Genomic DNA, 24936 nt, shown 5'->3' on the forward strand with positions numbered 1-24936 from the left:
CCTATTGCCTTTTGCCTCCTTACTTTTGCCTTCATTGCACCAACACCTAAAACTATCACCCGATGCGCATCCTGGCATGTATTCTTTCAATCGTATTTTCTTCTTACGGCCAAGCACAGACTAATGTTATCAAAGCAAAATCCTATATCGATGTAAGGTCCGGGAAACTCATTTCTCCCGCCACCATATTGATTGAAAAAGGAATTATCAAAGCAATCAATCCTGTTTCTGTTCCGGACAGTGCAACTGTAATCAATCTCCCGGACAAAATTCTGCTACCGGGCCTTATTGATGCACATGTACATATTGATATGAATCTTGGACAGGGTTATGCCTTTCAACCAATAACGGAAAATCCTGCAAAGGCTGCCTTGCGTGCATCTGCAAATGCAAAAGCAACTCTGATGGGAGGGGTTACTACGATCAGGAATATGGGACAAATTCACCATACGCCGATGTTGATTGATGTTGCACTTTCCGAAGCTGCGGAAAATGATTGGATAGAGTCGCCGAGAATTGTTCCATCCGGTCATTTCCTGAGTATCACTGGCGGCCATGGCGACCCGGTGATGCAGGGAAATTTTGCAGAAGGTGTTATTGAAACCGGGCCGGAAAATGGCGTTGCAGATGGCATCGATGAAGTTGTTAAAGCTACACGTTACCAGATCCGTTATGGTGCGAAGGTGATTAAACTGATGGCCACGGCAGGAGTGTTTTCTTTGGAAGGTACAGTTGGTGCACAACAGTATTCATTCGGTGAAATGAAAGCAATTGTTGATGAAGCAAGCAGACACCATGTAAAAGTTGCGGCTCATGCACATGGGACGGAGGGAATTATATCAGCCATAAATGCCGGCGTGGCTTCGATCGAACATGGATCTCTTCAAACAGATAGTTCAATTGCTTTAATGAAAGCAAAAAATGTGTTCCTGGTACCTACTACGGGTTTATTAGATGTGATTGCCGGCAGCTTTGACAAACTGGACCCGATCATCGTAGAAAAAGCAAAATTCATTACTGCAAAAGCAAAAGAGAGTCATACCAAAGCTATCAAAGCGGGAGTCAGATTTGCAATGGGTACCGATGCACCATTATTACCCCACGGAAAAAATGCATACGAGTTGACAGCCCTGGTTAATCGGGGAATGAAACCAATTGAAGCAATACAGGCAGCAACAGTTAACGCTGCTGAGTTGTTGGGAGTAAATGATCGGGGTGAAATGAAAGAAGGACTTATTGCAGATATTATTGCTGTTGACAGCAATCCGCTCGAGAATATTTCGGTGATGGAGAAAGTTGTTTTTGTAATGAAGGGTGGTAAAGTTTTTAAAAACTTGTCCCGCTGATCGAATGGCTGAGCAGACTTGCTTTTTTAGTCAGATTACTGATTCTGGCAATGCAATCTTGTTAATCAGTGCATATATGTGGAATGTATTCTGAAAATCATTCCACAGAAGCTCCATAATGACATAGCCATTTTTGCTGCCTGTATTTTTACCGTGGCCATATTATCCCGTGAAAGCGACGATAAGTTTTACTATGGCGGCACCTGTACCGGCGACTGCCTCATAAAAGCGTTACTGTATTGTTCTGATAAGAGGCGAGCGCATGGCGGGAGTTTGAATTTTAAGCACTGGAATTTTCGCATTGATGATATTTCAAATCAGATTTTTCCCTACCTTCGCAGCCGCGAATGAAATCTGGGTTTGTGTCACTAATCTGATTTTCAATTATTTGCGATCGGGAAGTAGCGCAGGCCGGTAGCGCACCTGGTTTGGGACCAGGGGGTCGCAGGTTCGAATCCTGTCTTCCCGACAAACGCCCGCCAAAGCTTAGCAAGGTGGGCGTTTTTATTTATCGACCGTCAACCTACCTGATAAACACCACCTGTAATTCGTATTGTTAATCTTTTCAAGAAAAAGGATGTTGTTCGGCATTGATTCAACTATTTATGCGGAATAGTGTTTAGTAACAACATCAAGCTTGTATCTCATGGTTTTTATCCTTTGTTTCTTTGTTGCGCATTGGTATTTATCGCTTTTTTCCCAGACGTTTTTCCAGCACAGGTACGCGGCCCACAAATCATTTGATATGAACAAAGGCTGGGAGAAATTTTTCTTTGTATTCGCTTGGATCACACAGGGATCGTCCTATTTAAGTCCATGGGCATATGGAGTTATGCATCGCATGCATCACGCATATGCAGATACGGAACTGGATCCGCACTCGCCTAAATATGATAAAAATCTCATGGCGATGATGTGGCGCACGAAAAACATCTATGCCGGGATCATGGGAAAGCGGATTGCAGTTGATCCGAAATTTACAAAGAATGTTCCTGAATGGAGGTCCTTCGACGTTTTTGCGAATGGCTGGTTTTCACGAGTGCTTTGGATTGGTGTTTATGTCTGGATATATATTGCCTTTGCGCCTTATTGGTGGCTTTTCCTTTTATTACCTTTTCATATCGTGATGGGCCCATTGCATGGCGTTATCATCAATTGGTATGCACACAGGTATGGCCACGTGAATTTTGAGACCTCAGATACTTCAAAAAACCTTTTCAGGTTCGACTGGCTGATGTTTGGTGAAGGATATCATAACAATCACCACGTGCATCCTTCGCGTAGCAACTTTGCGATGGGGAAAGGTGAATTTGATCTATGTTACCCGATAATCTTAGTTCTGCAAAAGTTCAGAGTGATCAGGTTTGCAAAAGCCTGATTTTTCAAAAAATATTGCCTTTATATCTGAATTCATTTTCAAATCTCAAAAAGCCTTTCAGTATGCTGAAGGGCTTTTTAGATGTAAAGCACTAAGATTTACCAAAACCAATGGTGTTACCATTCTTTAAAAAAGGAAATATTTCCCTCCATGTCAGATTGGAGAATCAATGTTTTACTTCCTTTGGTAAGCTCGATAAAATAATTGTCCTTGTCTTCAAAGGATTGACCATACAAAGCCATATCGGTTTCGTTGTCTTCTTCATCATCAAATAAAATCACTTCTTTTTTTGTATAATCTGCGTATTTGCTATTGATGATTTGCTGAGCCCTGGCGGGTATATCTGAGAATGATGCCTGGGAAGTCGTTCCTACCAGTTTGTTTTGCGTATCATAGTAGGCGGAAAGTGGTTTGCCGTTTTTCGTGAATGATGCAACATCAAAAGCGCCTTCTTTCTGCCAGCTGACATGTTGAGCGTTTTCAAAATCCTCTTTGAAATGCATCATAGAAACGGAGCTGACATCATGTTTTTTGTGTTCTTCCTTTTTTTCTTTTTTGGATGCCGGGTTTTCCTGGGAATGTTTATCTGCATTTGAAACTGATGATTGAGCATGGGCTGCGCCAGCAGAAATAATAGCGGCAGCGGAGATGATAAATAGTTTTTTCATTGTGGAAGATTTTTCTGTTAAAAAAATGTTGCAGTATCTGTCACTGCTCAACAAATCTCCTATCCGCTATGTGAATGTCAATTGTAAAATCGTCGAATCGACAAAATCAATAGGCGAAGAAATACAAATGATGTTTGACTGTTACCAGGCAAATTCTGCGAATCGACTATTCAATTCCTGTCATCTCAACAAAACAGTAACTCGCATGCACATCATAGCCCATGCCATTTTTTTTCAGTGCCTGGATAATCGCATGTGTCTTCTATGTATACGGACTCGCAACACACTGGCCATTTCCAATCACTTCAAACGAATGCAACAAGGTTTTCTTCGATACAACCACTCAATGTCATGTTTTTCATGCGCAGCAGGTTCGGTCAGCACATTTACAAGTCGTTTTTCCAATCAGACAGGAGCATCAACTCTTTCAATATTCAGAAAAGGTTTACTCAACTGAATATAATGCCCAAACCCTAATTGATTATAATGCCGAAGTTGATGCCGTGAGGAAAATTCCAGGCAATGTTAGAGACGGTGAAGTCAACTGATAAACATTATGAGGAATGGGATCTTCCGATTTCCTTACAGGAAATAATTCGTTGAGAATTGTCGTGATTCTCTCCCGGATTGTCGCAACCCACCGCTTCATTCGCGATCCGTATGCATAGCTTTGAAGTATGAGAAAATTAATTCTTTCGATGCAGGTTTCTTTGGACGGATATGTTGAATCTCCATCCGGAGATATGGATTGGATGGATATCAGCAGCAACGAAGGCTGGGCTGTTGTGTTTGATATGATGAAGAATGTTGACCTGCTTCTCCTCGGAAGAAATATGTATCCGGGTTATCGTGATTTCTGGAAACATGCGCTTGCTGATCTTGCTGCAGCTGAAAATGATCGTAAGTATGCACGTATAGCAGATAGCTTACCGCATATCGTTTTTTCAAAAACACTCAAAGAACCAGGATGGTCAAATACGATCATCAATTCAGGCGATCCGACCAGAGAAATTTCAAAATTCAAAAGCCAGGATGGCAAGGATATTTATCTCGTGGGTGGTGCGATGTTAGCGTCAACTGCGCTGGATGCGAAACTGGTTGATGTATTGGTACTGAAAATTGCGCCATTTTTGTTAGGCGGAGGTAAGTCATTGTTTAAAGATCTTCATACCAGGCAGGAATTAAAACTAACCGATGTCCGATCTTTTTCGGATGGTATGGTGGACCTGACTTACCGGCGCAGATAATAAAAGTTATTAAGACAACGAAGAACGAACAACGAAGAACGAACAACGAACAAAACCACCAGTTCTCACTTCACCATCCATCCCTATTTAGTTGTTCTTTTCAACAGATATTCAATTGTTGAGCCCTGAATAATGATCGAAAGAATTACAACTGCATAGGTCACTGATATCAGGTGACCGGCATCATGGTTGTCTGATAGACTCAATGCAAGACCAATGGAAATGCCGCCACGCAGGCCGCACCACGTTAAAATTTTAATTGCATGATTTTCCAATGGGCGTTTTCGATTAATAAAATAACCAGGAACGAATATGGATACCCACCGGGCAACTATAACTGCAATAAAGCATAATGGCGCTACTATGATCAGGTGGGAATGCACAGGTATTACCAGCATTTCAAGACCAATGAGCAGGAAGAGCATAGCATTCAGTATTTCATCGATCAGCTCCCAGAATTTCAGCAGATAATCTTCGGTAATCTTATTCAACGCTCTTTGACGTCCATGATTGCCGACGATAATTCCTGCTACTGCCATGGATAGCGCACCGGAGATATTCAGTTGTTCAGCAACCAGATATCCGCCCATTACTAAGGCAATAGTGATGAATATTTCAGTTTTATAATCATCGATGGTTCTGATCAGGTAAAAACATCCATAACCTGTAATAAAGCCCCATGCCAGTCCTCCACCTGCTTCGCGTATAAAGAGCCAGATGATCTGCAGATAATTCAAACCGGTCGTCCCGCTTTCAGCCAGTTCCACAAGACCAATGAACAACACAATTCCGGCACTGTCATTCAATAGCGATTCGCCTGCAACTTTTGTTTGCAATCCTTTTGGCAAACCAGACTTGGATAAAATACTTCCCACTGCGATCGGATCAGTGGGTGAAATCAATGCACCAAAAATAAAACAGTAGATGGGCGGCACGTGTAATAAACCTACCCGGTAAAGTAAATAGAGCAATGATCCTACGACAACTGTACTGATGATAACACTGATAGTAGAGAAGGTAATTATAGAACCGATGTCTTTTCTGAAACTATCCATCTCCACATGCAATCCTCCGGCAAACAATAAAAATCCGAGCATGATGTGCATCAGCAGGTCCGAAAAATTGACTTTGTTGATCAATCCTTTCATCTCTAAACTCATGTTGGGAAACCAGTTTCCAAGCAATAAAAGCAAGAGAGAAAATATCAATGAAATCAAAAGAATGCCCATCGATGAAGGCAGCCGGAAAAATCTTGTGTTCAGGTAACTGAACATCGCCATAAAAATGGTGAGGATAATAAATGCCGTATAGATCGTTTGTGTCTGCATCCGGCGAAAAAGTCCTTGCAACAAATTCCGCAAAGACTATTCGCTAAGATAGCAAAAGCACTTAGATGAACTCAATCATCCAATCTGAAAAAAACGCGCTGTTATTGTTGACCCTGTTTTCTGTAACTGTATTCTGTACCCGCCATTAATGGATGTCCACCCGTGAGTTTTCCATCTTCAGGTTTCAGCCTGAGGTTTTGGCAATACACCTCTGTGATCCATTCTTCGATCTGAACTGTGTATTCATTAAAATCTCCGTCAGGCAAACTGATCACACTAAACCTGTCCGGGCAAAGTTCAAATAACACCTGTATCTCCTTGTATTTGCCCGCAGGGAAAATAACTTCGCCGTGACTGTTAGTGGTTTTATCAATATCGCCTGCAGGCGTATGCATGCGAAACACGACGTGCTGTAATACCATTGGGTTTGTACCTGCTACTTTGAATCTCACACCCGGTGAAGTTTTCTTTACGGAACTGATCAGCTTAAAATCTGCAGGATGACGTGTGCCACTATTCAATACCACGTTGCCCTCATCGTCCACGCGCCAGTGACCTTTGCCTGCACGATCGAGCGCACCATAGCTGAAGAAGAATTCAAAACTGCTATCGGGTTTCAACCAGAATCCGGATGCCATTTCTCTTACGCCTGTCAGGTAATATTCGCCCGGTATTAAATCCATTTTCGTTTGTGCTTTTGCGTTGATGAACAACAATAGAAGTATTGAAATGTTGATTGGTTTGATTCGAAACATATGCTATTTTTTACAAAGAAGGCAGCAAGACATGTAGAGATTCAATCGCAAATTTAATTGTTCTGCAGTTGGCCGTTTCCGACAAAGAGAATACAGGATACAGGGAGAAAACTGAAAACCGAAAACCTGCCTGCCGCATGCGCGTCCGGGCAGACAGTCTGAAAATTGTTAGAAAAACATAAGTGCAACTGTGTAATTTCTGTTGCCTTTTCCTGCTTTCTACCACGCTCACTGTAGAATATCTGCTGCCCGCTGACCGCTGCCTGTCACGGTATATCAATCGCCCTGATCGTAATCTTATTCTCAATAGTTCCACTTCCATAATTATCCTTAAACACCGCCTTCACTTCATATTTCTCTTCCCATTCCATTGGTTTGCCCGTATTGACTGTAGCACTCAACACCGACACACTATCCTTGCTGAATACATTTTTTCCTTCGAAAAGATCAGGCGCAGAAAGCAGGACATTTCCTTTCATGTCTTTTATTTCCAACGAACAGGTTACAAAAACTTTCCCGTCTTTTGAATCAAAACCACTTACGCCTTCATTGATTATTTTGAAACTTTCACCAATGGGGATGTCGTTATGAGTCAGGGTTTCATTATTCATCACAATGCGTGTCCTCTCGGGCTTCAGGCCGCTGTATTTCGTCACAAGGCCTGTATCCAGCTCTTTTGTAATGCCAGTCGTTTTGAGTTTACAAGCCATGAAAAAAATACTGATCAGCAGTATTGAAAGTGCAGGTGTAAGCGATGCGCCAGAAAAAAGTTTTTGGAAGGATATTGTTTCCAGGCGGTCTGCGAAATAACACAGCCCATATATAGAAAGCCTCAGCAAAGTCATCAATATCCAACCGGTGAGGATTACACGAAGAAGGATCACTCCATCTTCTTTCAATGAGAAGGGTATTTCATAAAGGATTGTTCTTATCCAGGCAAACACTGTGATCCCGGCACCCGCTCCGGCGAAAAATGTGAGTTTAAGATTTTGACGCAGTTGTTTGGTAAAATTCCGTTCCATTGTTGTTTTTTGTGGCGCAAATCTCACCAGATCCATGTTATCGGCAACCCGCTTTTGAGCATTCTGCATCAAAATGGCAATGGTTGGTGGAATGACTTAGCAGGAGGAATTGAAGGAGTATCTGGCAGGGGATACCTGGAGATCAAACCTACGCATTGCAACAGAACCAGGGAGCTACTGCGCTTCGTACAAAAGCCTTATATGATCGTACAACAATTTTATTTTTTCAAGATGATTGACTGGAAACTTTCCGGCAATACGTTCGGTTCCCTTCCAGGAAAGAGCGATGGAATAAGCGTTTTGTAATGATTCGATATCAGCAAGACTGGCAAACAACATTTCTTTTTTAGCAGTACTCTGTACCGTACCGATCTTTTGTGCGTTTCCGGGATGAGGGAACACTACTCCGGGATTTGTGTGTTCGAGAAACGTTTTCAGCTCAAGTGTGCATGCGGAAGACTCTTCAACAATCCGGCTGAATACTGCGCGGATATCGCCTTCAAGATCCTGGTATTGAGTCAGCAGACGACTATACCGGATCGCTGTATCCTGCTGAACCTCGTATAGTCGGGTCAATATTTCTAATGCCGGTGCCGATTGGTCTTCCATTGAGAACCTTCTCCAGCGCTACGTCTGCAAATATTGCACCGCGCAAAAATTCGACTTGATGTAAATCAACACTTTGGGCATTACATCGAAGCATGTAAATCAACCCAGAATATATGGTGCCTGATTTTGTCGTGCCGGTCGAATTCGGCAAATCTCTCTTTTATGATCTGGCGCATTTGTTCCGCCGTTTGCCACTTACCCAAAAGCATTTCACCAAATGGACCGGAAGAACTTTCAGTAAAATCGTGTTTATACACTTTGTTGTACCAGTTCCTGGGTAACATGTTCTTTGGATAGACACCAACGATTTTACAAAACTTTTTTACAGCACGTAGAATGATGTTGTGTTGTTTGCTATAAAATGGAGTTCCGGAAACAGTGGCCAAAGTGTATTGATCAATAAGCTTAAATTTTTTGTATCCGAGTTGATTAAAGATATCCAAAGCAGTAAAAAGGGAACTCGCATCGCCATTCAGTTCACTCAGTGACAACCCTGATAATTCGACAGAAAAATAAAATGGGAGCAGATCATTTTGCTTCAATGTTTGCAGCACAGGGATATCAGCACCTTCAATATCGATCTTGCAATATAATCCCATGCCATATTCCGAAAACAATGCAGCAAGACTAGTTGCAGGCACCCGAATGGTTTTGAATTTCCAGCCTGCTTCCAGGAGTCTTTTATTATATACGGATCCCTCACCGGATTCTTCTGTTACGTGAAATTCAACCTCACTCACACCTGTTCCTGTTACTGCCTTCGGTACAATCTGCAAGTTTCCATCGCTTACGGCCTTCCTGAATTTCAATTGCAGTTTGTTAACCAAATCGGGGTTTGCTTCCACAGCTATCACACGATAGCCCATTTTCAGATACCAACCGGTATCATCGCCCTCATGTGCACCGACGTCATAGATTATTTGTGCACGTTCTGCATTTTTCTGCATACATCAAAATTAATTAAAAATGAAAGGCTTTGTTTCATCGGCTTATACTTGCTGTCAATAAACCGCTTGAAGCGAGGCTACTGTTTTTTGTTGGTGTAAAAATTGAGCGTCCATTTAACTGTGAGATAAATCGTTTAGTTGCCGGGTAGTTCCGTTCCGGACAACGATCAAAATGTGTACAAAGATTAAACGCTACTTTAGGGTGAAATTCCAGTCGTTTGGAACGCAGATTTCCTGGTAGTTTCTGTATTTCTTTTTGATAACTGAAGCGGGCAACCGAAATTGAATACGTCCCTGGTAACTATCAGATAGAAACTAGTTTCCGTTTCCATTTGAAAAATGTATACGGGTTCCGATTTTTAAAAAACTAAAATTTTGGTATGAGCACTATTGTACAGAGGTCAACCCGCGGTATAATCGAAACCGTTTTAGCCTTGTTGTTTTTATTGATTCTCTTGTGGGATCTGTACCTGGTGTTAAGTGTATTTTTTGGTGTATTTACTTATGCGATTATTTTTTCGGTGTCTTTTGCTGCGCCATTCGAACGGCTGGTTGTTTTTTTTAAGAACAGGCGGAAACTGGCTGCCATTATTTACGGACTGATTTTACTCCTGATCATCGCTCTTCCATTTGTCTATATTATCACAGCATTGAGTACGCATGCCAGTGGTGTTGCCACCTGGATTGCAGAAGTGAAAGAAAAAGGGGTTCCACCATTACCGGATTGGATTTCGACACTACCCATAGTCGGTGAAAAGCTCAGTACATTCTGGCAGGCAATGCGCGCCAATCCATCCAATACACTGACGACATATGAGCCACAGATCAGCGCCGCTGTTGTGAGCCTGGTGTCAGGTGGGGCCGGAATTTTTGGTGCAACACTTGAGTTTGTTATTGGGATTATCGTTTCTGCGATGCTGCTCGCCGGTAAGAACAGCCTTCTTCCACCTTTGTACAGGACGATGAAAAGTCTGGCAGGGATCAATGAAGGTCCGGAACTGATCAATGCTACCGGACGGGCGGTAAAAGGTGTAGCCGTGGGCGTTATGGGCAGTGCATTTATCGCCGCTTTCTTTGCCTGGATCGGCTTTGCAATCGCCGGCATTCCGTTTGCGATTGGTCTCGCTGCCATTACATTTTTCCTTGTAGTGATACAAGTAGGCCCGCTCCTGGTGTGGGTACCTGTTGCCATATGGCTGGCTACTCACGGGCAAACGGGTTGGGCCATTTTTATTACGGTGTATGGATTGGTTGTATTGACTGCAATTGATAATATTCTGAAGCCGATTCTTATAGCAAAAAGCGGTAAACTGCCCGTACTGATCCTGTTTCTTGGGGTAATCGGGGGTCTTGTAGCCTGGGGATTTACAGGCATGTTTAAAGGAGCCATAATACTAGCGGTATTTTATACTATCTTCTGGTCATGGCACGATAAACAAAAGGATGACTTACCGCCCGATCCCGCAATCTCCTGACTCATATTTTGTACTATAACAGGCGAATATTGAAGAGATCACAAGGTCTGAAACTGATAATTCAATCAATTCTATCGACCTCAATTGCGGCGAATGTTATAATCCGTCCGGTGCGCTGGTTGTAAAAGTTCTACAGTTAACAGTAAGCTTGTAATGTTTAATTTATTTTGGATAATTTTCCGACCTAAATTCTACCAACTGATAAACCGCCTGTAAATTTTTTTATATGTTGAGAAATCTGTTGAAGATCAGATACGTGTATGTCATAGGTGTGTTCTTCACCCTGATCAATTCCATCGTTTTTATGATTCTTGGGGTAACTCACAGCGTGAAGGGATACATCGGTTTTATCAAACAGATGAACGGGCATACAGAAGGTCGTCCCGGACTGGAGCTTTTGCACGGATTGGACATGTTCCTTGTGTCATTGGTTTTCCTCGTATTCGGTCTTGGAATCCTGAAGATATTTACCCACTATCACCAGGAAAATGATGAATTGCCGAATTGGTTGAAGATTGATAATTTCAGTGAACTTAAAATCCTGCTTTGGGAAACCATCCTGATCACGCTGGTTGTACTAAGCGTCGCGAAGGTAGTTGCGCATGAAGCAGAACCCAACTGGACATTGCTGATTTATCCTGCAATCATCTTCATACTGACCGCATCACTTTTTCTCGTCAGGTCTCAAAAACATTGATAAAACGGGTTATTTATTATTCCCGGATCACATTTTTTTATGATACAAAATTTGAATTAAGTTTGAGCCGGGTTTAACCGTTCCCGAAAGTTATCCGCCCTTTGATACCGGCTCTGTAGTGGCAAATCCATCCCCTTGATTTAGTTTCCTGTACCAGAAATGAAAAATGGTTCATGAGAGGCAACAGGAATAAATAAGGTACATAAAAGAAGTACCTTAAAATACAGGCTAATGTTGAAGAAACCTTTGTCAAAATTCCTTGCGTTCATTATCATTTTGTGTTTATCCAGTACCGGATTGAAAGCCCAGGTGATATTAAGTTTGATTTTTGGAGATAAGCTGAACTCTAACGAGTTGTTATTCGGCATCCACGTGAATGGTTCTTTGAATTACTTCTCAAATTCTGAAGGCAGGAAGCCGCTTCCCAGTTTAAACGCCGGACTTTTCTTCACTTACCGGTTCAATGATCATCTCCACGCAAACATTGAAATGCTTGCCAAATACACCAGAGGCGCAAAGGAGCTACCGGTGTACAGTTTGAATGATCCTGCTATAGATTCACAGTTTACCGGCGGATCCGTGACGCGGAAGAATCAATATCTGAGTCTACCCCTGAGCGTTAGGTGGCTGACCACCGGCGGATTCTTTTTTGAAATCGGTCCGCAGATATCATTACGTACAGGCGCTGAGGATATCTTCATAAAAGATATTGAGGAAGGCGAATTAGACCTGAAAGTAGAAAACAAGGATGTGATGAACCGCTGGGATTTTGGGTGGATGGCAGGTATGGGATATATGTTCGGCAAAACCAAACTGCTCGCCATTGGTCTGCGGTATAACGGTGGATTCAGTGATGTTTCTAAAATTGATGAAGGCAACCAAACCAATCAGCAATGGGGTATATATTGTAACATTCCCATTGGTCGTGGTAAAATGAAGAAAAAGCAGGAAGCAAAGGCAAAAGCCGCAGCCGAAAAAAATCAGTAAATCTTTAGATCTCCAATTCCATTTATTAAAAACCGCTCTGATACAGACGCTAAAACCAGAATCAATTTTTTAAACATTCAAAAACTGTTACGTATGAGATCAATTACCAGGGTGTCAGGCATTTTTATGATGATCTTTTTCATTGCGTCCTGTGCGCCCACCGTCAAAGTTTCCAGTGATTATGACAGGGCGGCTACATTTACAGGTTATAAGACTTTTTCTTTGTATGATGTTAAAACAAAAGGGAGCGTCAGTCCACTGAATGCTGAACGTATTACAAATGCCATCAAAGCGAATATGATCGCAAAAGGGTTTACAGAAACCGCAACCGATCCGGATATCATGATCAACGCAATGACGTTTGTTAAGGACAAGCAATCTGTTACTGCAAATACAAATTACTATGGTTATGGTGGAATGTACCGTCCATATGGTTATTGGGGTGGCGGCATGGCTTCCGGAACAACAACCTACAATACTTACGATTATAAAGATGGTTCGTTGATCATCGATATCGTAGACGCCAAAACACAGAAAGTGGTATGGCAGGGTACAGGAAATGCTGAAATTGATTCAGCTCCGAAAAATCCGGATGAATTTATTTCAGGAGCGGTCAAAAAAATTCTGGATCAATTCCCTCCAGGAGCTAAAAAGTAATTTACTTATAACCGTCCGGCAACTTTTGCAGAAAGAGGCAGCAGGGCATTCGGATAATCATCACCGGAAACACTTCCGGAGCTGAATCCGGACTGCAGGCCTCTTTCTCATTTTGACGTGGGTATGGTTTTTATTTTTGGGAATTCTTATCTGTAAAACACTCTCATTGAAACTCCTTTCCGCCTGTGTAAACGTTACTGACGTCTACAATTTTCCTGATTTTCAAAACAAGTCAATATGAGAAAATTCTCTTTAAATCAGACGCTCGTGAATGGTTTTACACTTGCAGTTCCATTGATAGTGATCCTTTACATACTTGCTAAAGTTGTCATCACTCTTCAGAAAGTAATCGGTCCGCTCGCTGAAAGATTACATATCAACCGCATCTTCGGAGAAGTTACCCTGACCATACTCGCCTGTATTATCCTTTTGATCTTTATATTCTTTCTGGGCGTATTGATGTACATTCCGGTAATATCTAAACTCAAAGATGTATTTGAGGATTGGATGCTTCGTTTGATCCCATCTCTTAACCAGTTGAAACTGCTGATGAAGGAAAAATTTGAGAGGGATAGTGAAAAAGCGACATGGAGGTCCGTGCTGGTATTGCGGGATAATGAATATGCACCTGCATATGTAACCGAAGAAAATGATCAATGGGTGTCAATCGCATTTATCAAGGCACCGCATGGGTCCGCAGAGGACATGATTGTTGTGCGTAAAACAGACATTGAATATAAGGAAGTGCCGATGTCGACAATGATCAGGGTCGGCCGGCTATATGGAAAAGGACTGATCAGACTTGTTGAGAATCTCAAAACCTGAAATTTCCTTTTTTAACTTACGCGGATTTTTATAGTTCATTTTATACCTGGCATATGACTTCACGAATTTTTGCACTCGTTAGTTTGATTTGTTTGTTCGGTTGTAAAAGCAAAGAAAAACCCTCAAAAAATCCTGTGATCGTATTCACAGGTGCGACAATTATTGACGGGAGCGGGGGAGAACCTGTTAAAGACGCTGTGATGGTCGTAAGCGGCGGAATGGTATTGGCTGTTGGAAGTAAAGATGATGTTGAAATTCCTGAAAATGCTGAACAAATAAATCTGAGTGGTAAAACTATTATCCCTGGAATTATTAACGGCCACGGTCATGTTGGCGATGTTAAAGGAATTGAAGGCGGTCATTATTCTGCAGAAAATGTTGTTGACAATCTTTCGATATATGCACGTTATGGAATAACTACGGTAGTAAGTCTGGGTAATGATAAGAAAGAAGCTGAAGCCTTTCGGAGTATAAAAGATTCATTGCCAGCCGACAGGTCAAGGCTGTTCGTTGCTGGTGCAATTATCAATGGCAAAACTGTGCAGGAAGCATTTGCGGTGATTGATAGCAATGCAAAAATGGGAGTAGATATCATAAAGATCAGAATCGACGATCAACTGGGTACAGGGACAAAAATGCCGGAAGAAATTTACAGGGATGTCATTACCAGGTCACACGAACTGGGTTATAAGGTGGCATCGCATATGTATTATCTCGAAGATGCAAAAAAACTTACAGAAGCCGGAACCGATCTGCTGGCTCACAGTGTGCGTGATCTACCTGTAGATTCTCTGCTGATAAAAGAAGTAAAAGAAAGAGGAGTAGGGTACTGTCCGACGCTGACAAGGGAGATTTCCACTTTTATTTATGAAGACACACCATCATTTTTTTCTGATCCATTTTTTAGAATGGAATACGATAGTGCAATCATTAAACCTTTACTCGATCCTGCCAAACAGGATGCGATGAAAAAAAATGTTGCCGGGCAAACCTATAAGAAACAATTGCCTGTCGCCATGGCTAATCTGAAAACCATGCAGGATAACAATATCGCCATTGTATTTGGCACGGACAGCGGAGTGCCCACACGTTTTATCGGTTATTTCGAACATGTGGAAATGGATATGATGCAACAGGCGGGATTGACACCGATGCAGATCATCGTTTCGGCTACAAAAAATGCAGCTGAGAAACTGGGTTTGAAAAACCTCGGTACTTTATCGGCGGGACACTGGGCAGATTTTTTAATTCTTAATGCCGATCCGCTTACGGATATTAAAAATGTAAAGCAGATAGATGCGGTTTATATTGGCGGTAAAAAAGTAAACAGAAAATAATTCCTGGCTCAGGGTTTTCCCGCAGATTTCCGCTGATTTAATACACGCAGATCGGCGCAGATATAACAACAGGGTTCTTCAATCCGCGTATCTGCGAAATTTTTTGAATGACTTTTAAATAACGACAGCAAATTATGTGGTTCAAAACCTGAACCTAATTCAACTAATCTTTGTATTTTCTTTGCGTGCTGTTTCTTTGGGCCCTTTGCGGTTTGACTTAAGTGTGCCAATAGTGAAACAACCAACATTGAATTTGTTATAGGAGTGTGCCAGAAGAATCCACACTTATTTTATTTGTTGTTTTATTAAGAGGTGATAAGTAATTTGCTCAATCAAGACTTGTTGTGATATGAAAAAGATTTTCTGTATCCTTTCCTTGGTACTCTTAGTGTCGGAAGCATATGCGCAAAAAAAATCAACCGGAAAAACCTCAGGCAATCCGATTTTTCCCGGTTGGTATGCCGACCCCGAAGCTGTTGTTTTTGGAAAACAATTCTGGATATATCCCACGTATTCCGCAAAATATGAGGAGCAGGTTTTCCTGGATGCTTTCTCTTCGCCTGACCTTGTACGTTGGAAAAGGCATTCACGTGTACTGGACTCGTCCAGTGTGAAATGGGCCAAAAAGGCCTTATGGGCACCTGCGATTGTTCTGAAAGACGGAAAGTATTTCTTATTCTTTGGAGCCAATGATATTCAAAGCGACCAGGAATATGGGGGGATCGGTGTTGCAGTGGCTGACAAACCCGAAGGTCCGTTCAAAGATTATCTTGGCAAACCACTGGTTGATAAATTTCATAATGGCGCTCAACCGATCGATCAATTCGTATTCAAAGATGTCGATGGAAAATATTATCTCATTTACGGTGGTTGGAGACATTGCAATATCGCCAGGTTGAAAGATGATTTCACAGGTTTTATTCCTTTCGAAGACGGGAAAATATTCAGAGAAATAACACCGGAGAGTTATGTCGAAGGCCCGTTCATGTTCGTACACAACAAAAAATATTATTTCATGTGGAGCGAAGGTGGATGGACAGGACCTGACTATTCTGTTGCATATGCGATTGGCGATTCTCCATTCGGACCTTTTAAAAGAATCGGAAAGATATTGCAGCAGGATTCCACAGTTGCCACCGGCGCGGGGCATCATTCCGTTATTCATTCTCCCAAATCAGATAAATGGTACATTGTCTACCATCGCCGACCACTGGGTGAAACAGATGGTAATCACAGGGCAACCTGCATTGAAAGAATGTATTTTGATCCGGAAGGGAAAATCCTGCCGGTGAAAATTACTTTCGCGGGAGTAACCGCAGATGAACATTAGGCAGCTGCTCACCTGTGCTACCTTATTTCTCACATCATTTTAATTCCGTTTTAATACGTTAATAGATGTGATCGCCCTTCATATTTAATTTTCAAAAATCAAATCCGTCGTGTGATTGTGCTCGTAAGTAAAGTTTATAAAACTCTACTTTATGAGATATACATCAACACGAATGCTATTGTTTTGCTCAACTATCTGGCTCATCATCGCAGTTGCCTGCAGGAAAGATGATTACAAGGACTGGGATAAACCAGAAGCCGTTTTTTATGGATTGACTGCTGATAATGAACTTGGCATGTACAATTCCGGGTCCAACGGTCTTCCACTATCGAAGGTGAATTTATCAGGTTTGGAATCCGGGGAGAAAATTATTGCCATTGACTTCCGTCCTGCTACAGGTCAATTATATGGCCTGGGCAACAACAGCCGGTTGTACACCATCAATCCTGACAATGGAATGACGCGGCCTGTTGGCCTTTCTGCCTTTTCTCCGGCAATTAACGGCACTATAGCCGGGTTTGATTTTAATCCTACTGTTGATCGGATCCGTTTGATAACCAACACGGGTCAGAATCTGCGGCTTCATCCGGAAACCGGAATGGTTGCCGCAACAGATGGCAGCCTGAATCCGGGATCTCCGATGGCTATCGGCGCCGCATACACGAATAATACAGCTGGAGCTGCGACAACAGAGCTGTTTGTCATCGATGCAGCAACCGGCACACTATTTAAACAGGATCCGCCCAATGACGGGAAACTGAGAGAGATTGGTTCATTAAAAATCAATTTAAGTGGGGGCGGAGGTTTCGATATCACCCCGGATAATAAAATTGCATTGGCCTCGCTTGTAGTACGAGGTCGACCCTATCTGTACCAGGTCAATCTCGGTACTGGTAGAGCCACCGAACTTACAAAGCTGAACAAAGAGCTGATCGGACTTGCTATTCCGACATCGCCTGTAGCGTACACAACGGACAATAGCAATAACCTCTGGATCTTCAATTTTGAGAAGCCCGTTAATCCTGTATCTAAAACAATACAGGGCCTGCAACCAGGAGAAATAATTCATGGGTTGGATATGCGCCCGGCTACTGGTCAGTTATACGCGCTCGGTAGCTCTTCAAGAATTTACACAATCAATATGGCAAACGGTGCTGCTACAGTGGTGGGTTCCCAGTTTGCAACTGCCTTGTCAGGTGATGTATTTGGTTTCGATTTTAATCCCGTTGCAGACAGAATCAGGATAGTTTCAAATAGCGGGCAAAATCTGCGTGTACATCCTGAAACTGGTGCAGTTGCATTTGTTGATGGAATGTTGAAACCGGGAACACCAATGGTTACAGCCGCTGCCTACACCAACAATTTTGCAGGAACAACATCCACTGTTCTATTCGATGCAGACATAGCCACTGATAAGTTGTATAAACAGGATCCACCAAACGATGGTATACTAACTGAGATAGGCAACCTGGGAATTAATATTGAAGGAAGCGGTGGTATGGATATTGGCGGTCGTTCAAATATGGCCTATGGTTTATTTAAAGTCAACGGAAACACAGGGATGTATAAAGTAAATGCAAACACGGGTGCTGCCTCAAAATTGGCTGACTTTCCTGGTATTGGAAATACACTTGCCATTGGATTGGGCTTTTAAAACATCAGCTTAACAAACAGACCGTCCGATATTCCCGGATGGTCTGTTTGCTAAAGCCTCATTGTTTTCATCCAACAACCATATAGACAAGTAATTTTTCCAGATCCTTTATTTTGATTTCCTTATTTTCTGTTGTTATTGCTCCCTCTTCACTCAGTTCATTCAACAGCCTGAAAAAGGTTTCATATGTAGTACCTGTGTATGAAGCAAAGTCCTGTCGCGAAAGAATCACATTGATCGCGCCCGATGGGCTCGTGCCAAATTTATTCTGAAGTGAAATCAGCGCATTTGCAATACGGCCTTTCGCAGGCATATGCGCCAGGTTGCGCATTCTCTTTTCCGATTCTTTAAGCTCACCTGCAAAAAACATCATCAGCTGATATAGAAATCCGGTATTGACTTTTAAAGTTGAAGTAAAAAATTCGAGATCAACAAAACAGATATCCGTAGATGTTAGTGCCGTGGCTGATGCGGGGTAAATCGTGTCCGAGCCCAATCCGCGGTGACCCAATATATCCCCGTTACTGGCAATACGCAGGATCAGCTCTTTTTCCTCTCCCCAATGTTTATGCACTTTCACCAGGCCGGAAGTAATAAAGAACATTCCCTTTACTTCTTCGTCTTCCTCGAAGACCTTTTCTCCTTTCGCGTATTGATATGTTTTTCGATTGGCGTTGATTGCCGGAAGCCATTCTTTCTGACAGAGCCTGCACATCACACAACTCTGCAGATCGCAACTTTTCTTATTCAGTTTCATATTACAGCAGGGCAATATTAAACCGAATACATGATAAAATGTTTATGAACTCTTCTTATTCAGACTGGAAATCTCCATTTGTTTTGCAATTTTCCTTTGGTTGAGCGTCGCTACTTTACCAACAACAATGATTGCAGGATTCGAAAGACCGGCATGTGCAGCTCTGTAGGCAATATCTTTCACTGTTCCTGTTATAGATTTCTGACTTAGCTCAGTACCATTTTGAATTATAGCAACCGGAATGTCTTTCTTCCCATGTTCCGCAAACAGCTCCATAATTTGTTCCAGTCTGCTCATAGCCATAAGGATAATGACTGTTGCGGAGGACTGTGCTGCGAGTTTGAGGTCAGCAGAAATTTCTCCGCTCATAGTTGTTCCCGTAGTCACCCAGAAACTTTCGGCAGTTCCGCGGGCAGTCAATGGTATCATTTCAGAAGCAGGCACAGCCAGGGCACTTGAAATTCCAGGTATCATTTGCACTTTCATCCCTGCTTCCTGTGCAGCATCAATTTCTTCCTGGGCCCTGCCAAAAACAAAAGGGTCTCCACCTTTTAATCTCACAATATTGGAAAATCTTTGGCCGTATTCTATGATCAGGTCATTGATTTCCGACTGTGAAAGGGCATGACAGCCGTATCGTTTTCCAACAAATCGGCAGATGGCCCCTTCCTGCGCATATGAAAGAATGGATTCGTTTACCAACGCATCGTACAAAATCACATCCGCTTTTTGCAGGACCTTAATAGCCTTAAGTGTGATCAGTTCCGGATCTCCAGGACCGGCCCCAACTAAAAAAAGTGTTGACAGATTAAACATTATAATAAATTATATATAATATGAAATGGTTAAATATTTGGTAAATGTAGAATTAAGTCGTTAAATTTATTACATAAATCATATTTAATATCTGTTTGCTGAACTGGTTTTGTGAAAAAGATTATATAGATAAATTTCATATTCGATTGCTTGCCACCATTATTTCATCTTGAAATTGTTTAGTATGAAGTTGGTGGTCATTGGAAACGGGATGGTCTCTTATAAGTTTTGCGAAAAGCTACGGGCCGCAGATCCCGACCGAAAATTTGAACTCGTCGTTTTTGGCGAAGAATCGCGGCCTGCATACGACCGTGTTCACCTGAGCTCGTGGTTCGAGGGCAGGGCAGCCGACGACCTTCTGATGGCAGATATGGAATGGTATTCAGCCAACGGCATCACACTCCATCTCAGCGAATCCATCAGTTATGTCGATCCGTTAAATAAAACGGTAAGCACCCACCGGGGTGAGCAAACCAGCTACGATCAGCTCATCATTGCTACCGGCTCTTCTGCATTTATTCCATCAGTTCCCGGCATAGAAAAGGAAGGAGTTTTCATTTACAGAACTATTGAAGATCTGGAAATGATCAGCTCATGGGCCAGGAGAAGCAGGAAAGCCGCAGTGATCGGCGGCGGACTTCTTGGATTGGAAGCTGCAAAGGCAATGCTGGATCTCGGGATTGAAAAAACGTATGTGGTTGAATTTGCGCCGCGACTTATGCCGAGGCAGATTGATCAACCTGGTTCTTTTTTATTACAGTCGAAACTGGAGGCACTCGGTCTTGAGATCCACACTTCAAAAAATACAACAGCGATTACCGGTGAACGTGAGGTAGACGGTTTGAGTTTTTCTGACGGTTCTGCCATCTCTATTGATATGCTGGTGATCTCTGCAGGAATTAAACCCAGGGATGAGCTTGCAAAAGCAGCTGGACTAGCGACCGGTCAACGTGGAGGTATTGTTGTGAATAACCAGATGCAAACTTCGGATCCCGATATTTATGCAATCGGTGAATGCGCATTGCATGAAGGAATGATCTACGGTTTGATTGCTCCCGGATATGAAATGGCGGATGTATTGGTAAAGAACCTGGTGGCAAAAATGGACGGTGAAGAAAAGTTGTTTTCTGCTCCTGCTTCATTTACTGGTTTCGACATGAGCACAAAATTGAAACTGATTGGTGTCGATGTAGCCAGTTTCGGAGATCCGTTTATTTCCGGAAATGGAATTAAAGTGATACAATATGAGGATGCAATAAAAGGTGTGTACAAAAGAATCAACCTGAGTGCTGATGGAAAACAATTGCTCGGGGGAATACTTGTTGGCGATGCAACTCAGTACAATATGTTATTGCAGACCTGCAAGAACAAACTGGTTTTGCCTGCCGATCCGTGCGATCTGATTCTTGGTGCGCGAGGTGGTGCCGAACAAAGTGCAGCAGGGCTTGCAGGCCTGCCTGAGGATGCCATGATCTGCAGTTGTGAAAACGTTTCTAAAGCCGGCATCTGCAATGCAGTTACTCAACAGCAATGCGAATCGATAGACGCGATAAAAAAATGTACAAAGGCCGGAACAGGATGTGGTGGTTGTGTACCGATGATCAAAGATCTGCTTCAGTACACAATGCAATCACAGGGAAGATATATCCGCAATATCATTTGTGAACATTTTGATTACAGCAGGCAGGAAATGTTCGACCTGGTGAAAATTCATTCCCTGAAATCTTATGACGAAGTACTCGATCGTTTTGGAAAAGGTGATGGATGCGAAATATGCAAGCCCGTTGTTTCGTCTATACTTGCCAGTTTATGGAATGAGATGATCCTTAAAAAAGGAAATTCCACTGCACAGGATAGCAATGACCGGTTTCTTGCCAATATTCAGAAGGGAGGAACTTATTCGGTTGTACCACGCATCCCGGGAGGTGAAATCACACCCGACAAATTGATTGTCATCGGCCAGATCGCGAAAGATTTTAGCCTGTACACAAAAATTACCGGTGGTCAACGCATCGATATGTTTGGCGCGCATCTGAATGATCTTCCGGAGATATGGGGAAGACTGATTGCTGCCGGCTTTGAAAGCGGTCATGCATATGGAAAAGCATTGCGCACCGTGAAGAGTTGCGTAGGAAGTACCTGGTGCCGCTTTGGTTTACATGACAGCGTGAGTTATGCAATTAGAATCGAAGAAAGATATCGCGGCCTGAGAGCTCCGCACAAAATAAAATCTGCAGTGTCCGGATGTATTCGCGAATGTGCAGAAGCACAGAGCAAAGATTTCGGCATCATCGCCACAGAGAAAGGATGGAACTTATATGTCTGCGGAAACGGCGGGAGCAAACCACAGCATGCATTATTACTTGCACAGGATCTCGATTCGGAAACCTGTATAAAATATATTGACCGGTTTTTAATGTTCTATATAAAAACTGCTGATCCATTGACAAGAACGGCAACCTGGCTGAATAAAATGGAAGGCGGTATCGATTACCTGCGGAATGTGGTGGTGAATGACAGTCTCGGAATGGCTGAACAGTGGGAGATGGAGATGCAGGTACTCGTCGATAGTTATGCCTGTGAATGGAAAGAGGCCATCGAAAATCCTGAAATCAGGAAAAGATTCAGTCACTTTATCAATGCACCGGAAGAAAAAGATCCTACTGTGAAGTTTGAGCAACTGCGCGATCAGAAGAAAGCGCAGGAGTGGAAATAAAAGAATTTGCCATAGACCCAGACATATAATCCGTCTGTTGAACTGCTGACCAACGATTGTTTGTTTTCCCCCCCCCAACTTAACTCCTGCATCGGCTATTGCTTGCTGTTATCTCAACGATAGCTGCCACTGATTCATTTTTTCGAAACCGAAACAATATGATTGAAACAAAAACAATCACATGGTTCCCTGCGTGCCTTGTGAAAGATATGCCCGAAAACGGGGGAGCCTGTGTAAGATACGGCGATAGCCAGATCGCATTATTTCATTTTACAAGAAGAAATGAATGGTATGCGACTCAGAACGAATGCCCTCATCGTAGGCAAATGGCATTGAGTCGTGGTATGATAGGTACTAGTGGTGATGTTCCTAAAGTCGCCTGTCCTTTTCACAAGAAAACATTTTCGCTGGCTACAGGTGAGTGCCTGAGTGGAGATGAATGTTCATTGAAAACATATCCTGTAAAAGTGGAGAATGGTTGGGTCTATATCGGGATCGATGATGAAGATGAATAATTCTGATGACCATCAGATAAAAATAAACCCCGGTCGAAATGGAAGCTCGCGCCGGGGTGATCTTAAATGTTTAACTACTTAAAACCAAAACAAAATTATGAAGAACTTTTTTAAAGCTTCAGTATGCGTCTTTTTTATTCTGGTCACTGCTTCTTCCGTACATAGCCAGGAAGCGGTGAAGAAAGTGTCTGTAAACTTCTGGGAAGGAATGGTTGTGGGCGGATATGTGAACGAAGGAGCATTTGTCAATTTCGGTGGGCCTACAATAAAGTTTGTAAGCAAGCCCTGGAGTTTCGGTTTCGGCATTCTTCCTACCATGCGTATCAAGCAGGACAAAGTGGCAAAGGAAGCGACAAAGAATTCAGCCATAACACCTACAGCGGGATTTGGGTTCACCTTCGCTTACAAGCATTTGGTTTTACAGGTTCCATTTTACTACAATGCAAAAACTGCCACATCCAATGGCAAATGGCATCCCGGTGTTGGATTGGGATTCCGCTTCTGAAAAATTATTCACTAAGTAAAACGGAACATCATGTCAAATCAAAATACACAACAACTTTCCTCTCTGAATATCTTTTCTTTTAAAGGTATTCAGATGCGCACTTTTCATATCAGCTGGTTTACATTCTTTGTTTGTTTTTTCGGATGGTTTGGCCTTGCCCCGCTAATGCCTACGATCAAAGAAGATCTTTCCCTCAGCAAATCACAGATCGGGAATATAGTTATTGCGTCAGTATCCGGAACTATTATTGCCAGGTTGGTGATTGGAAGACTCTGCGACACCTGGGGGCCGCGGAAAACATATACTGGCCTATTATTGATCGGAGCTATTCCTGTCATGTGCGTAGGTCTTGCGAAAGATTATACTTCCTTTCTTCTTTTCCGTTTAGCCATCAGTGTTATCGGCGCTTCTTTTGTGATCACACAGTTTCATGTTTCGATGATGTTCAAACCGAATATCAAAGGAACAGCAAATGCAGTTGCCGGTGGCTGGGGAAATCTGGGAGGAGGTATTACAAATATGGTAATGCCACTAATCTTCACGGCAATTACCATCGCGGGTTTTACAAAAGCAGCAGCCTGGCGTTACGCAATGATTATACCCGGAGCGCTGATGCTGGTCATGGCTTTTGTTTACTACAGATTTACGAAGGACACTCCACAGGGAAATTTTGATGAGATACACCGTGATGAACAGCCTTCCAAAAAAACAGACTACTCCATATTGAAAGACTGGCGCATCTGGGCACTGGCACTGGCATATGGTGTTTGTTTCGGAATGGAAATCACATTTGATAATATCGCTGCTTTGCATTTTGTACAGGAATTCAAACTGAGCCAGCAGTCTGCTGGTTTCTGGGCAGGCGTTTTTGGTTTCATGAACATTTTTGCCAGGGCATTGGGCGGAATTAGCGCAGATAAGGTTGGTAAACGTTACGGCATCCGCGGAAAAGGTCTATTGCTTTCACTCATGTTACTATTGGAAGGTTTTGGGTTGATGGCTTTCGCCAGTGCAGGGTCATTCGGATTAGCAATCGTTTCGATGATAAGCTTCGCGTTGTTTCTTAAAATGGCTAACGGTGCCACCTATGCGATAACTCCTTTTATCAATGAAAAAAATGTCGGCCTTGTCAGCGGGATTGTTGGTGCAGGCGGAAATATCGGCGGAATGCTGTTTGGTTTTCTGTTCAAAAGCAGCAATATCAGCTATCGCGAGGCATTCTATTACATCGGTCTGGTGGTGGTGATTGCAGCGGTGGCAATATTGTTTACGAGATTCAGGAGAGAAGAAGAAACAGAAGCAGCAACAGAAAGAGAAACGGAGGTATTGGAATCATCGCTGGCATTTACTGGCGGCAAGTAGTAG

23 protein-coding genes and 1 tRNA gene are annotated in these 24936 nt (G+C 42.6%); 16 read left to right on the forward strand and 8 right to left on the reverse strand.

The genetic code is table 11. The annotated features are described in order from the left end of the window. The first annotated feature begins 62 nt into the window (after positions 1 to 62). The 3 genes from P2W82_RS13245 (at position 63) to P2W82_RS13255 (ending at position 2724) form a co-directional block, all read left to right on the forward strand. Positions 63 to 1346, forward strand: a complete 1284-nt coding sequence (locus tag P2W82_RS13245; RefSeq protein ID WP_336516374.1) for a metal-dependent hydrolase family protein — start codon at positions 63 to 65, stop codon at positions 1344 to 1346. A 395-nt stretch (positions 1347 to 1741) separates the two neighbouring features. Further along, a tRNA-Pro gene (locus P2W82_RS13250) sits at positions 1742 to 1815 on the forward strand. Positions 1816 to 1992: 177 nt separating this feature from the next. Continuing rightward, a complete protein-coding gene (locus tag P2W82_RS13255; RefSeq protein ID WP_336516375.1) occupies positions 1993 to 2724 on the forward strand; it encodes an acyl-CoA desaturase in 732 nt (243 codons plus the stop codon). Between the two features lie 116 nt (positions 2725 to 2840). Here P2W82_RS13255 and P2W82_RS13260 read toward each other — a convergent pair whose 3' ends face one another. Next, positions 2841 to 3392, reverse strand: a complete 552-nt coding sequence (locus tag P2W82_RS13260) for a hypothetical protein (protein ID WP_336516376.1) — start codon at positions 3390 to 3392, stop codon at positions 2841 to 2843. Between the two features lie 677 nt (positions 3393 to 4069). Between P2W82_RS13260 and P2W82_RS13265 the strand changes: the two genes are divergently transcribed. Continuing rightward, a complete protein-coding gene (locus P2W82_RS13265; RefSeq protein ID WP_336516377.1) occupies positions 4070 to 4639 on the forward strand; it encodes a dihydrofolate reductase family protein in 570 nt (189 codons plus the stop codon). Between the two features lie 83 nt (positions 4640 to 4722). Here P2W82_RS13265 and P2W82_RS13270 read toward each other — a convergent pair whose 3' ends face one another. The 5 genes from P2W82_RS13270 to P2W82_RS13290 all read right to left on the reverse strand — a co-directional run bounded on the left by P2W82_RS13270 (position 4723) and on the right by P2W82_RS13290 (position 9300). After that, the gene (locus tag P2W82_RS13270) at positions 4723 to 5967 is read right to left on the reverse strand and encodes a cation:proton antiporter (protein ID WP_336516378.1); all 1245 of its coding nucleotides are present in this window, start codon (positions 5965 to 5967) and stop codon (positions 4723 to 4725) included. A gap of 101 nt (positions 5968 to 6068) precedes the next feature. Next, positions 6069 to 6722 carry a hypothetical protein gene (locus P2W82_RS13275; RefSeq protein ID WP_336516379.1) on the reverse strand — a complete coding sequence of 218 codons (654 nt, stop codon included), beginning with the start codon at positions 6720 to 6722 and terminating at the stop codon, positions 6069 to 6071. Between the two features lie 266 nt (positions 6723 to 6988). Further along, positions 6989 to 7744 carry a hypothetical protein gene (locus P2W82_RS13280; protein ID WP_336516380.1) on the reverse strand — a complete coding sequence of 252 codons (756 nt, stop codon included), beginning with the start codon at positions 7742 to 7744 and terminating at the stop codon, positions 6989 to 6991. Positions 7745 to 7918: 174 nt separating this feature from the next. Further along, positions 7919 to 8353: a hypothetical protein gene (locus P2W82_RS13285; protein ID WP_336516381.1), complete on the reverse strand. Its 435-nt coding sequence runs from the start codon at positions 8351 to 8353 to the stop codon at positions 7919 to 7921. Positions 8354 to 8433: 80 nt separating this feature from the next. Beyond that, positions 8434 to 9300 carry an FkbM family methyltransferase gene (locus tag P2W82_RS13290; protein ID WP_336516382.1) on the reverse strand — a complete coding sequence of 289 codons (867 nt, stop codon included), beginning with the start codon at positions 9298 to 9300 and terminating at the stop codon, positions 8434 to 8436. Between the two features lie 380 nt (positions 9301 to 9680). Here P2W82_RS13290 and P2W82_RS13295 point away from each other — a divergent pair, with 380 nt between their 5' ends. The 8 genes from P2W82_RS13295 (at position 9681) to P2W82_RS13330 (ending at position 18262) form a co-directional block, all read left to right on the forward strand. After that, complete coding sequence (locus P2W82_RS13295; RefSeq protein ID WP_336516383.1) at positions 9681 to 10775, forward strand: AI-2E family transporter; 1095 nt, start codon at positions 9681 to 9683, stop codon at positions 10773 to 10775. 226 nt (positions 10776 to 11001) lie between these two features. Further along, positions 11002 to 11472, forward strand: a complete 471-nt coding sequence (locus P2W82_RS13300; RefSeq protein ID WP_336516384.1) for a YqhA family protein — start codon at positions 11002 to 11004, stop codon at positions 11470 to 11472. Between the two features lie 231 nt (positions 11473 to 11703). Continuing rightward, positions 11704 to 12459 (forward strand): porin family protein, encoded by a 756-nt coding sequence (locus P2W82_RS13305; protein ID WP_336516385.1) that lies wholly within the window; start codon positions 11704 to 11706, stop codon positions 12457 to 12459. Positions 12460 to 12552: 93 nt separating this feature from the next. Further along, positions 12553 to 13116, forward strand: a complete 564-nt coding sequence (locus tag P2W82_RS13310; RefSeq protein ID WP_336516386.1) for a DUF4136 domain-containing protein — start codon at positions 12553 to 12555, stop codon at positions 13114 to 13116. A gap of 237 nt (positions 13117 to 13353) precedes the next feature. Then, on the forward strand, positions 13354 to 13941 hold the full coding sequence (locus P2W82_RS13315) for a hypothetical protein (RefSeq protein WP_336516387.1): 588 nt from the start codon (positions 13354 to 13356) through the stop codon (positions 13939 to 13941). A 53-nt stretch (positions 13942 to 13994) separates the two neighbouring features. Then, entirely contained in the window at positions 13995 to 15278 is a 1284-nt protein-coding gene (locus P2W82_RS13320; protein WP_336516388.1) for an amidohydrolase family protein, read from the forward strand. A gap of 349 nt (positions 15279 to 15627) precedes the next feature. Next, on the forward strand, positions 15628 to 16608 hold the full coding sequence (locus P2W82_RS13325; RefSeq protein ID WP_336516389.1) for a glycoside hydrolase family 43 protein: 981 nt from the start codon (positions 15628 to 15630) through the stop codon (positions 16606 to 16608). Between the two features lie 151 nt (positions 16609 to 16759). Then, positions 16760 to 18262: a DUF4394 domain-containing protein gene (locus P2W82_RS13330; protein WP_336516390.1), complete on the forward strand. Its 1503-nt coding sequence runs from the start codon at positions 16760 to 16762 to the stop codon at positions 18260 to 18262. 67 nt (positions 18263 to 18329) lie between these two features. Here the strand turns inward: P2W82_RS13330 and P2W82_RS13335 are convergent, their stop codons facing one another. Both P2W82_RS13335 and cobA read right to left on the reverse strand, forming a co-directional pair. Then, on the reverse strand, positions 18330 to 19019 hold the full coding sequence (locus P2W82_RS13335; RefSeq protein ID WP_336516391.1) for a Crp/Fnr family transcriptional regulator: 690 nt from the start codon (positions 19017 to 19019) through the stop codon (positions 18330 to 18332). A gap of 42 nt (positions 19020 to 19061) precedes the next feature. Continuing rightward, the gene (cobA, locus tag P2W82_RS13340; RefSeq protein WP_336516392.1) at positions 19062 to 19835 is read right to left on the reverse strand and encodes a uroporphyrinogen-III C-methyltransferase; all 774 of its coding nucleotides are present in this window, start codon (positions 19833 to 19835) and stop codon (positions 19062 to 19064) included. A gap of 184 nt (positions 19836 to 20019) precedes the next feature. Here cobA and nirB point away from each other — a divergent pair, with 184 nt between their 5' ends. From nirB to P2W82_RS13360, 4 genes are all read left to right on the forward strand, one after another. Beyond that, positions 20020 to 22551, forward strand: coding sequence for a nitrite reductase large subunit NirB (nirB, locus tag P2W82_RS13345; RefSeq protein ID WP_336516393.1), 2532 nt, complete (start codon positions 20020 to 20022; stop codon positions 22549 to 22551). Between the two features lie 158 nt (positions 22552 to 22709). Next, positions 22710 to 23066 (forward strand): nitrite reductase small subunit NirD, encoded by a 357-nt coding sequence (gene nirD, locus P2W82_RS13350; RefSeq protein WP_336516394.1) that lies wholly within the window; start codon positions 22710 to 22712, stop codon positions 23064 to 23066. Positions 23067 to 23163: 97 nt separating this feature from the next. Continuing rightward, entirely contained in the window at positions 23164 to 23571 is a 408-nt protein-coding gene (locus P2W82_RS13355; protein ID WP_336516395.1) for a hypothetical protein, read from the forward strand. A 30-nt stretch (positions 23572 to 23601) separates the two neighbouring features. Continuing rightward, complete coding sequence (locus P2W82_RS13360) at positions 23602 to 24933, forward strand: NarK family nitrate/nitrite MFS transporter (protein ID WP_336516396.1); 1332 nt, start codon at positions 23602 to 23604, stop codon at positions 24931 to 24933. Positions 24934 to 24936: the final 3 nt, after the last annotated feature.

It is taken from the genome of Pollutibacter soli, assembly GCA_029269725.1.
Lineage (GTDB): Bacteria > Bacteroidota > Bacteroidia > Chitinophagales > Chitinophagaceae > Pollutibacter > Pollutibacter soli.

Bases quoted from the DNA above. Each gene is read 5' to 3' on its own strand.
- P2W82_RS13245 (WP_336516374.1), top strand. From the start codon at position 63: ATGCGCATCCTGGCATGTATTCTTTCAATCGTATTTTCTTCTTACGGC.
- P2W82_RS13255 (WP_336516375.1), top strand. From the start codon at position 1,993: ATGGTTTTTATCCTTTGTTTCTTTGTTGCGCATTGGTATTTATCGCTT.
- P2W82_RS13260 (WP_336516376.1), bottom strand. From the start codon at position 3,392: ATGAAAAAACTATTTATCATCTCCGCTGCCGCTATTATTTCTGCTGGC.
- P2W82_RS13265 (WP_336516377.1), top strand. From the start codon at position 4,070: ATGAGAAAATTAATTCTTTCGATGCAGGTTTCTTTGGACGGATATGTT.
- P2W82_RS13270 (WP_336516378.1), bottom strand. From the start codon at position 5,967: ATGCAGACACAAACGATCTATACGGCATTTATTATCCTCACCATTTTT.
- P2W82_RS13275 (WP_336516379.1), bottom strand. From the start codon at position 6,722: ATGTTTCGAATCAAACCAATCAACATTTCAATACTTCTATTGTTGTTC.
- P2W82_RS13280 (WP_336516380.1), bottom strand. From the start codon at position 7,744: ATGGAACGGAATTTTACCAAACAACTGCGTCAAAATCTTAAACTCACA.
- P2W82_RS13285 (WP_336516381.1), bottom strand. From the start codon at position 8,353: ATGGAAGACCAATCGGCACCGGCATTAGAAATATTGACCCGACTATAC.
- P2W82_RS13290 (WP_336516382.1), bottom strand. From the start codon at position 9,300: ATGCAGAAAAATGCAGAACGTGCACAAATAATCTATGACGTCGGTGCA.
- P2W82_RS13295 (WP_336516383.1), top strand. From the start codon at position 9,681: ATGAGCACTATTGTACAGAGGTCAACCCGCGGTATAATCGAAACCGTT.
- P2W82_RS13300 (WP_336516384.1), top strand. From the start codon at position 11,002: ATGTTGAGAAATCTGTTGAAGATCAGATACGTGTATGTCATAGGTGTG.
- P2W82_RS13305 (WP_336516385.1), top strand. From the start codon at position 11,704: ATGTTGAAGAAACCTTTGTCAAAATTCCTTGCGTTCATTATCATTTTG.
- P2W82_RS13310 (WP_336516386.1), top strand. From the start codon at position 12,553: ATGAGATCAATTACCAGGGTGTCAGGCATTTTTATGATGATCTTTTTC.
- P2W82_RS13315 (WP_336516387.1), top strand. From the start codon at position 13,354: ATGAGAAAATTCTCTTTAAATCAGACGCTCGTGAATGGTTTTACACTT.
- P2W82_RS13320 (WP_336516388.1), top strand. From the start codon at position 13,995: ATGACTTCACGAATTTTTGCACTCGTTAGTTTGATTTGTTTGTTCGGT.
- P2W82_RS13325 (WP_336516389.1), top strand. From the start codon at position 15,628: ATGAAAAAGATTTTCTGTATCCTTTCCTTGGTACTCTTAGTGTCGGAA.
- P2W82_RS13330 (WP_336516390.1), top strand. From the start codon at position 16,760: ATGAGATATACATCAACACGAATGCTATTGTTTTGCTCAACTATCTGG.
- P2W82_RS13335 (WP_336516391.1), bottom strand. From the start codon at position 19,019: ATGAAACTGAATAAGAAAAGTTGCGATCTGCAGAGTTGTGTGATGTGC.
- cobA (WP_336516392.1), bottom strand. From the start codon at position 19,835: ATGTTTAATCTGTCAACACTTTTTTTAGTTGGGGCCGGTCCTGGAGAT.
- nirB (WP_336516393.1), top strand. From the start codon at position 20,020: ATGAAGTTGGTGGTCATTGGAAACGGGATGGTCTCTTATAAGTTTTGC.
- nirD (WP_336516394.1), top strand. From the start codon at position 22,710: ATGATTGAAACAAAAACAATCACATGGTTCCCTGCGTGCCTTGTGAAA.
- P2W82_RS13355 (WP_336516395.1), top strand. From the start codon at position 23,164: ATGAAGAACTTTTTTAAAGCTTCAGTATGCGTCTTTTTTATTCTGGTC.
- P2W82_RS13360 (WP_336516396.1), top strand. From the start codon at position 23,602: ATGTCAAATCAAAATACACAACAACTTTCCTCTCTGAATATCTTTTCT.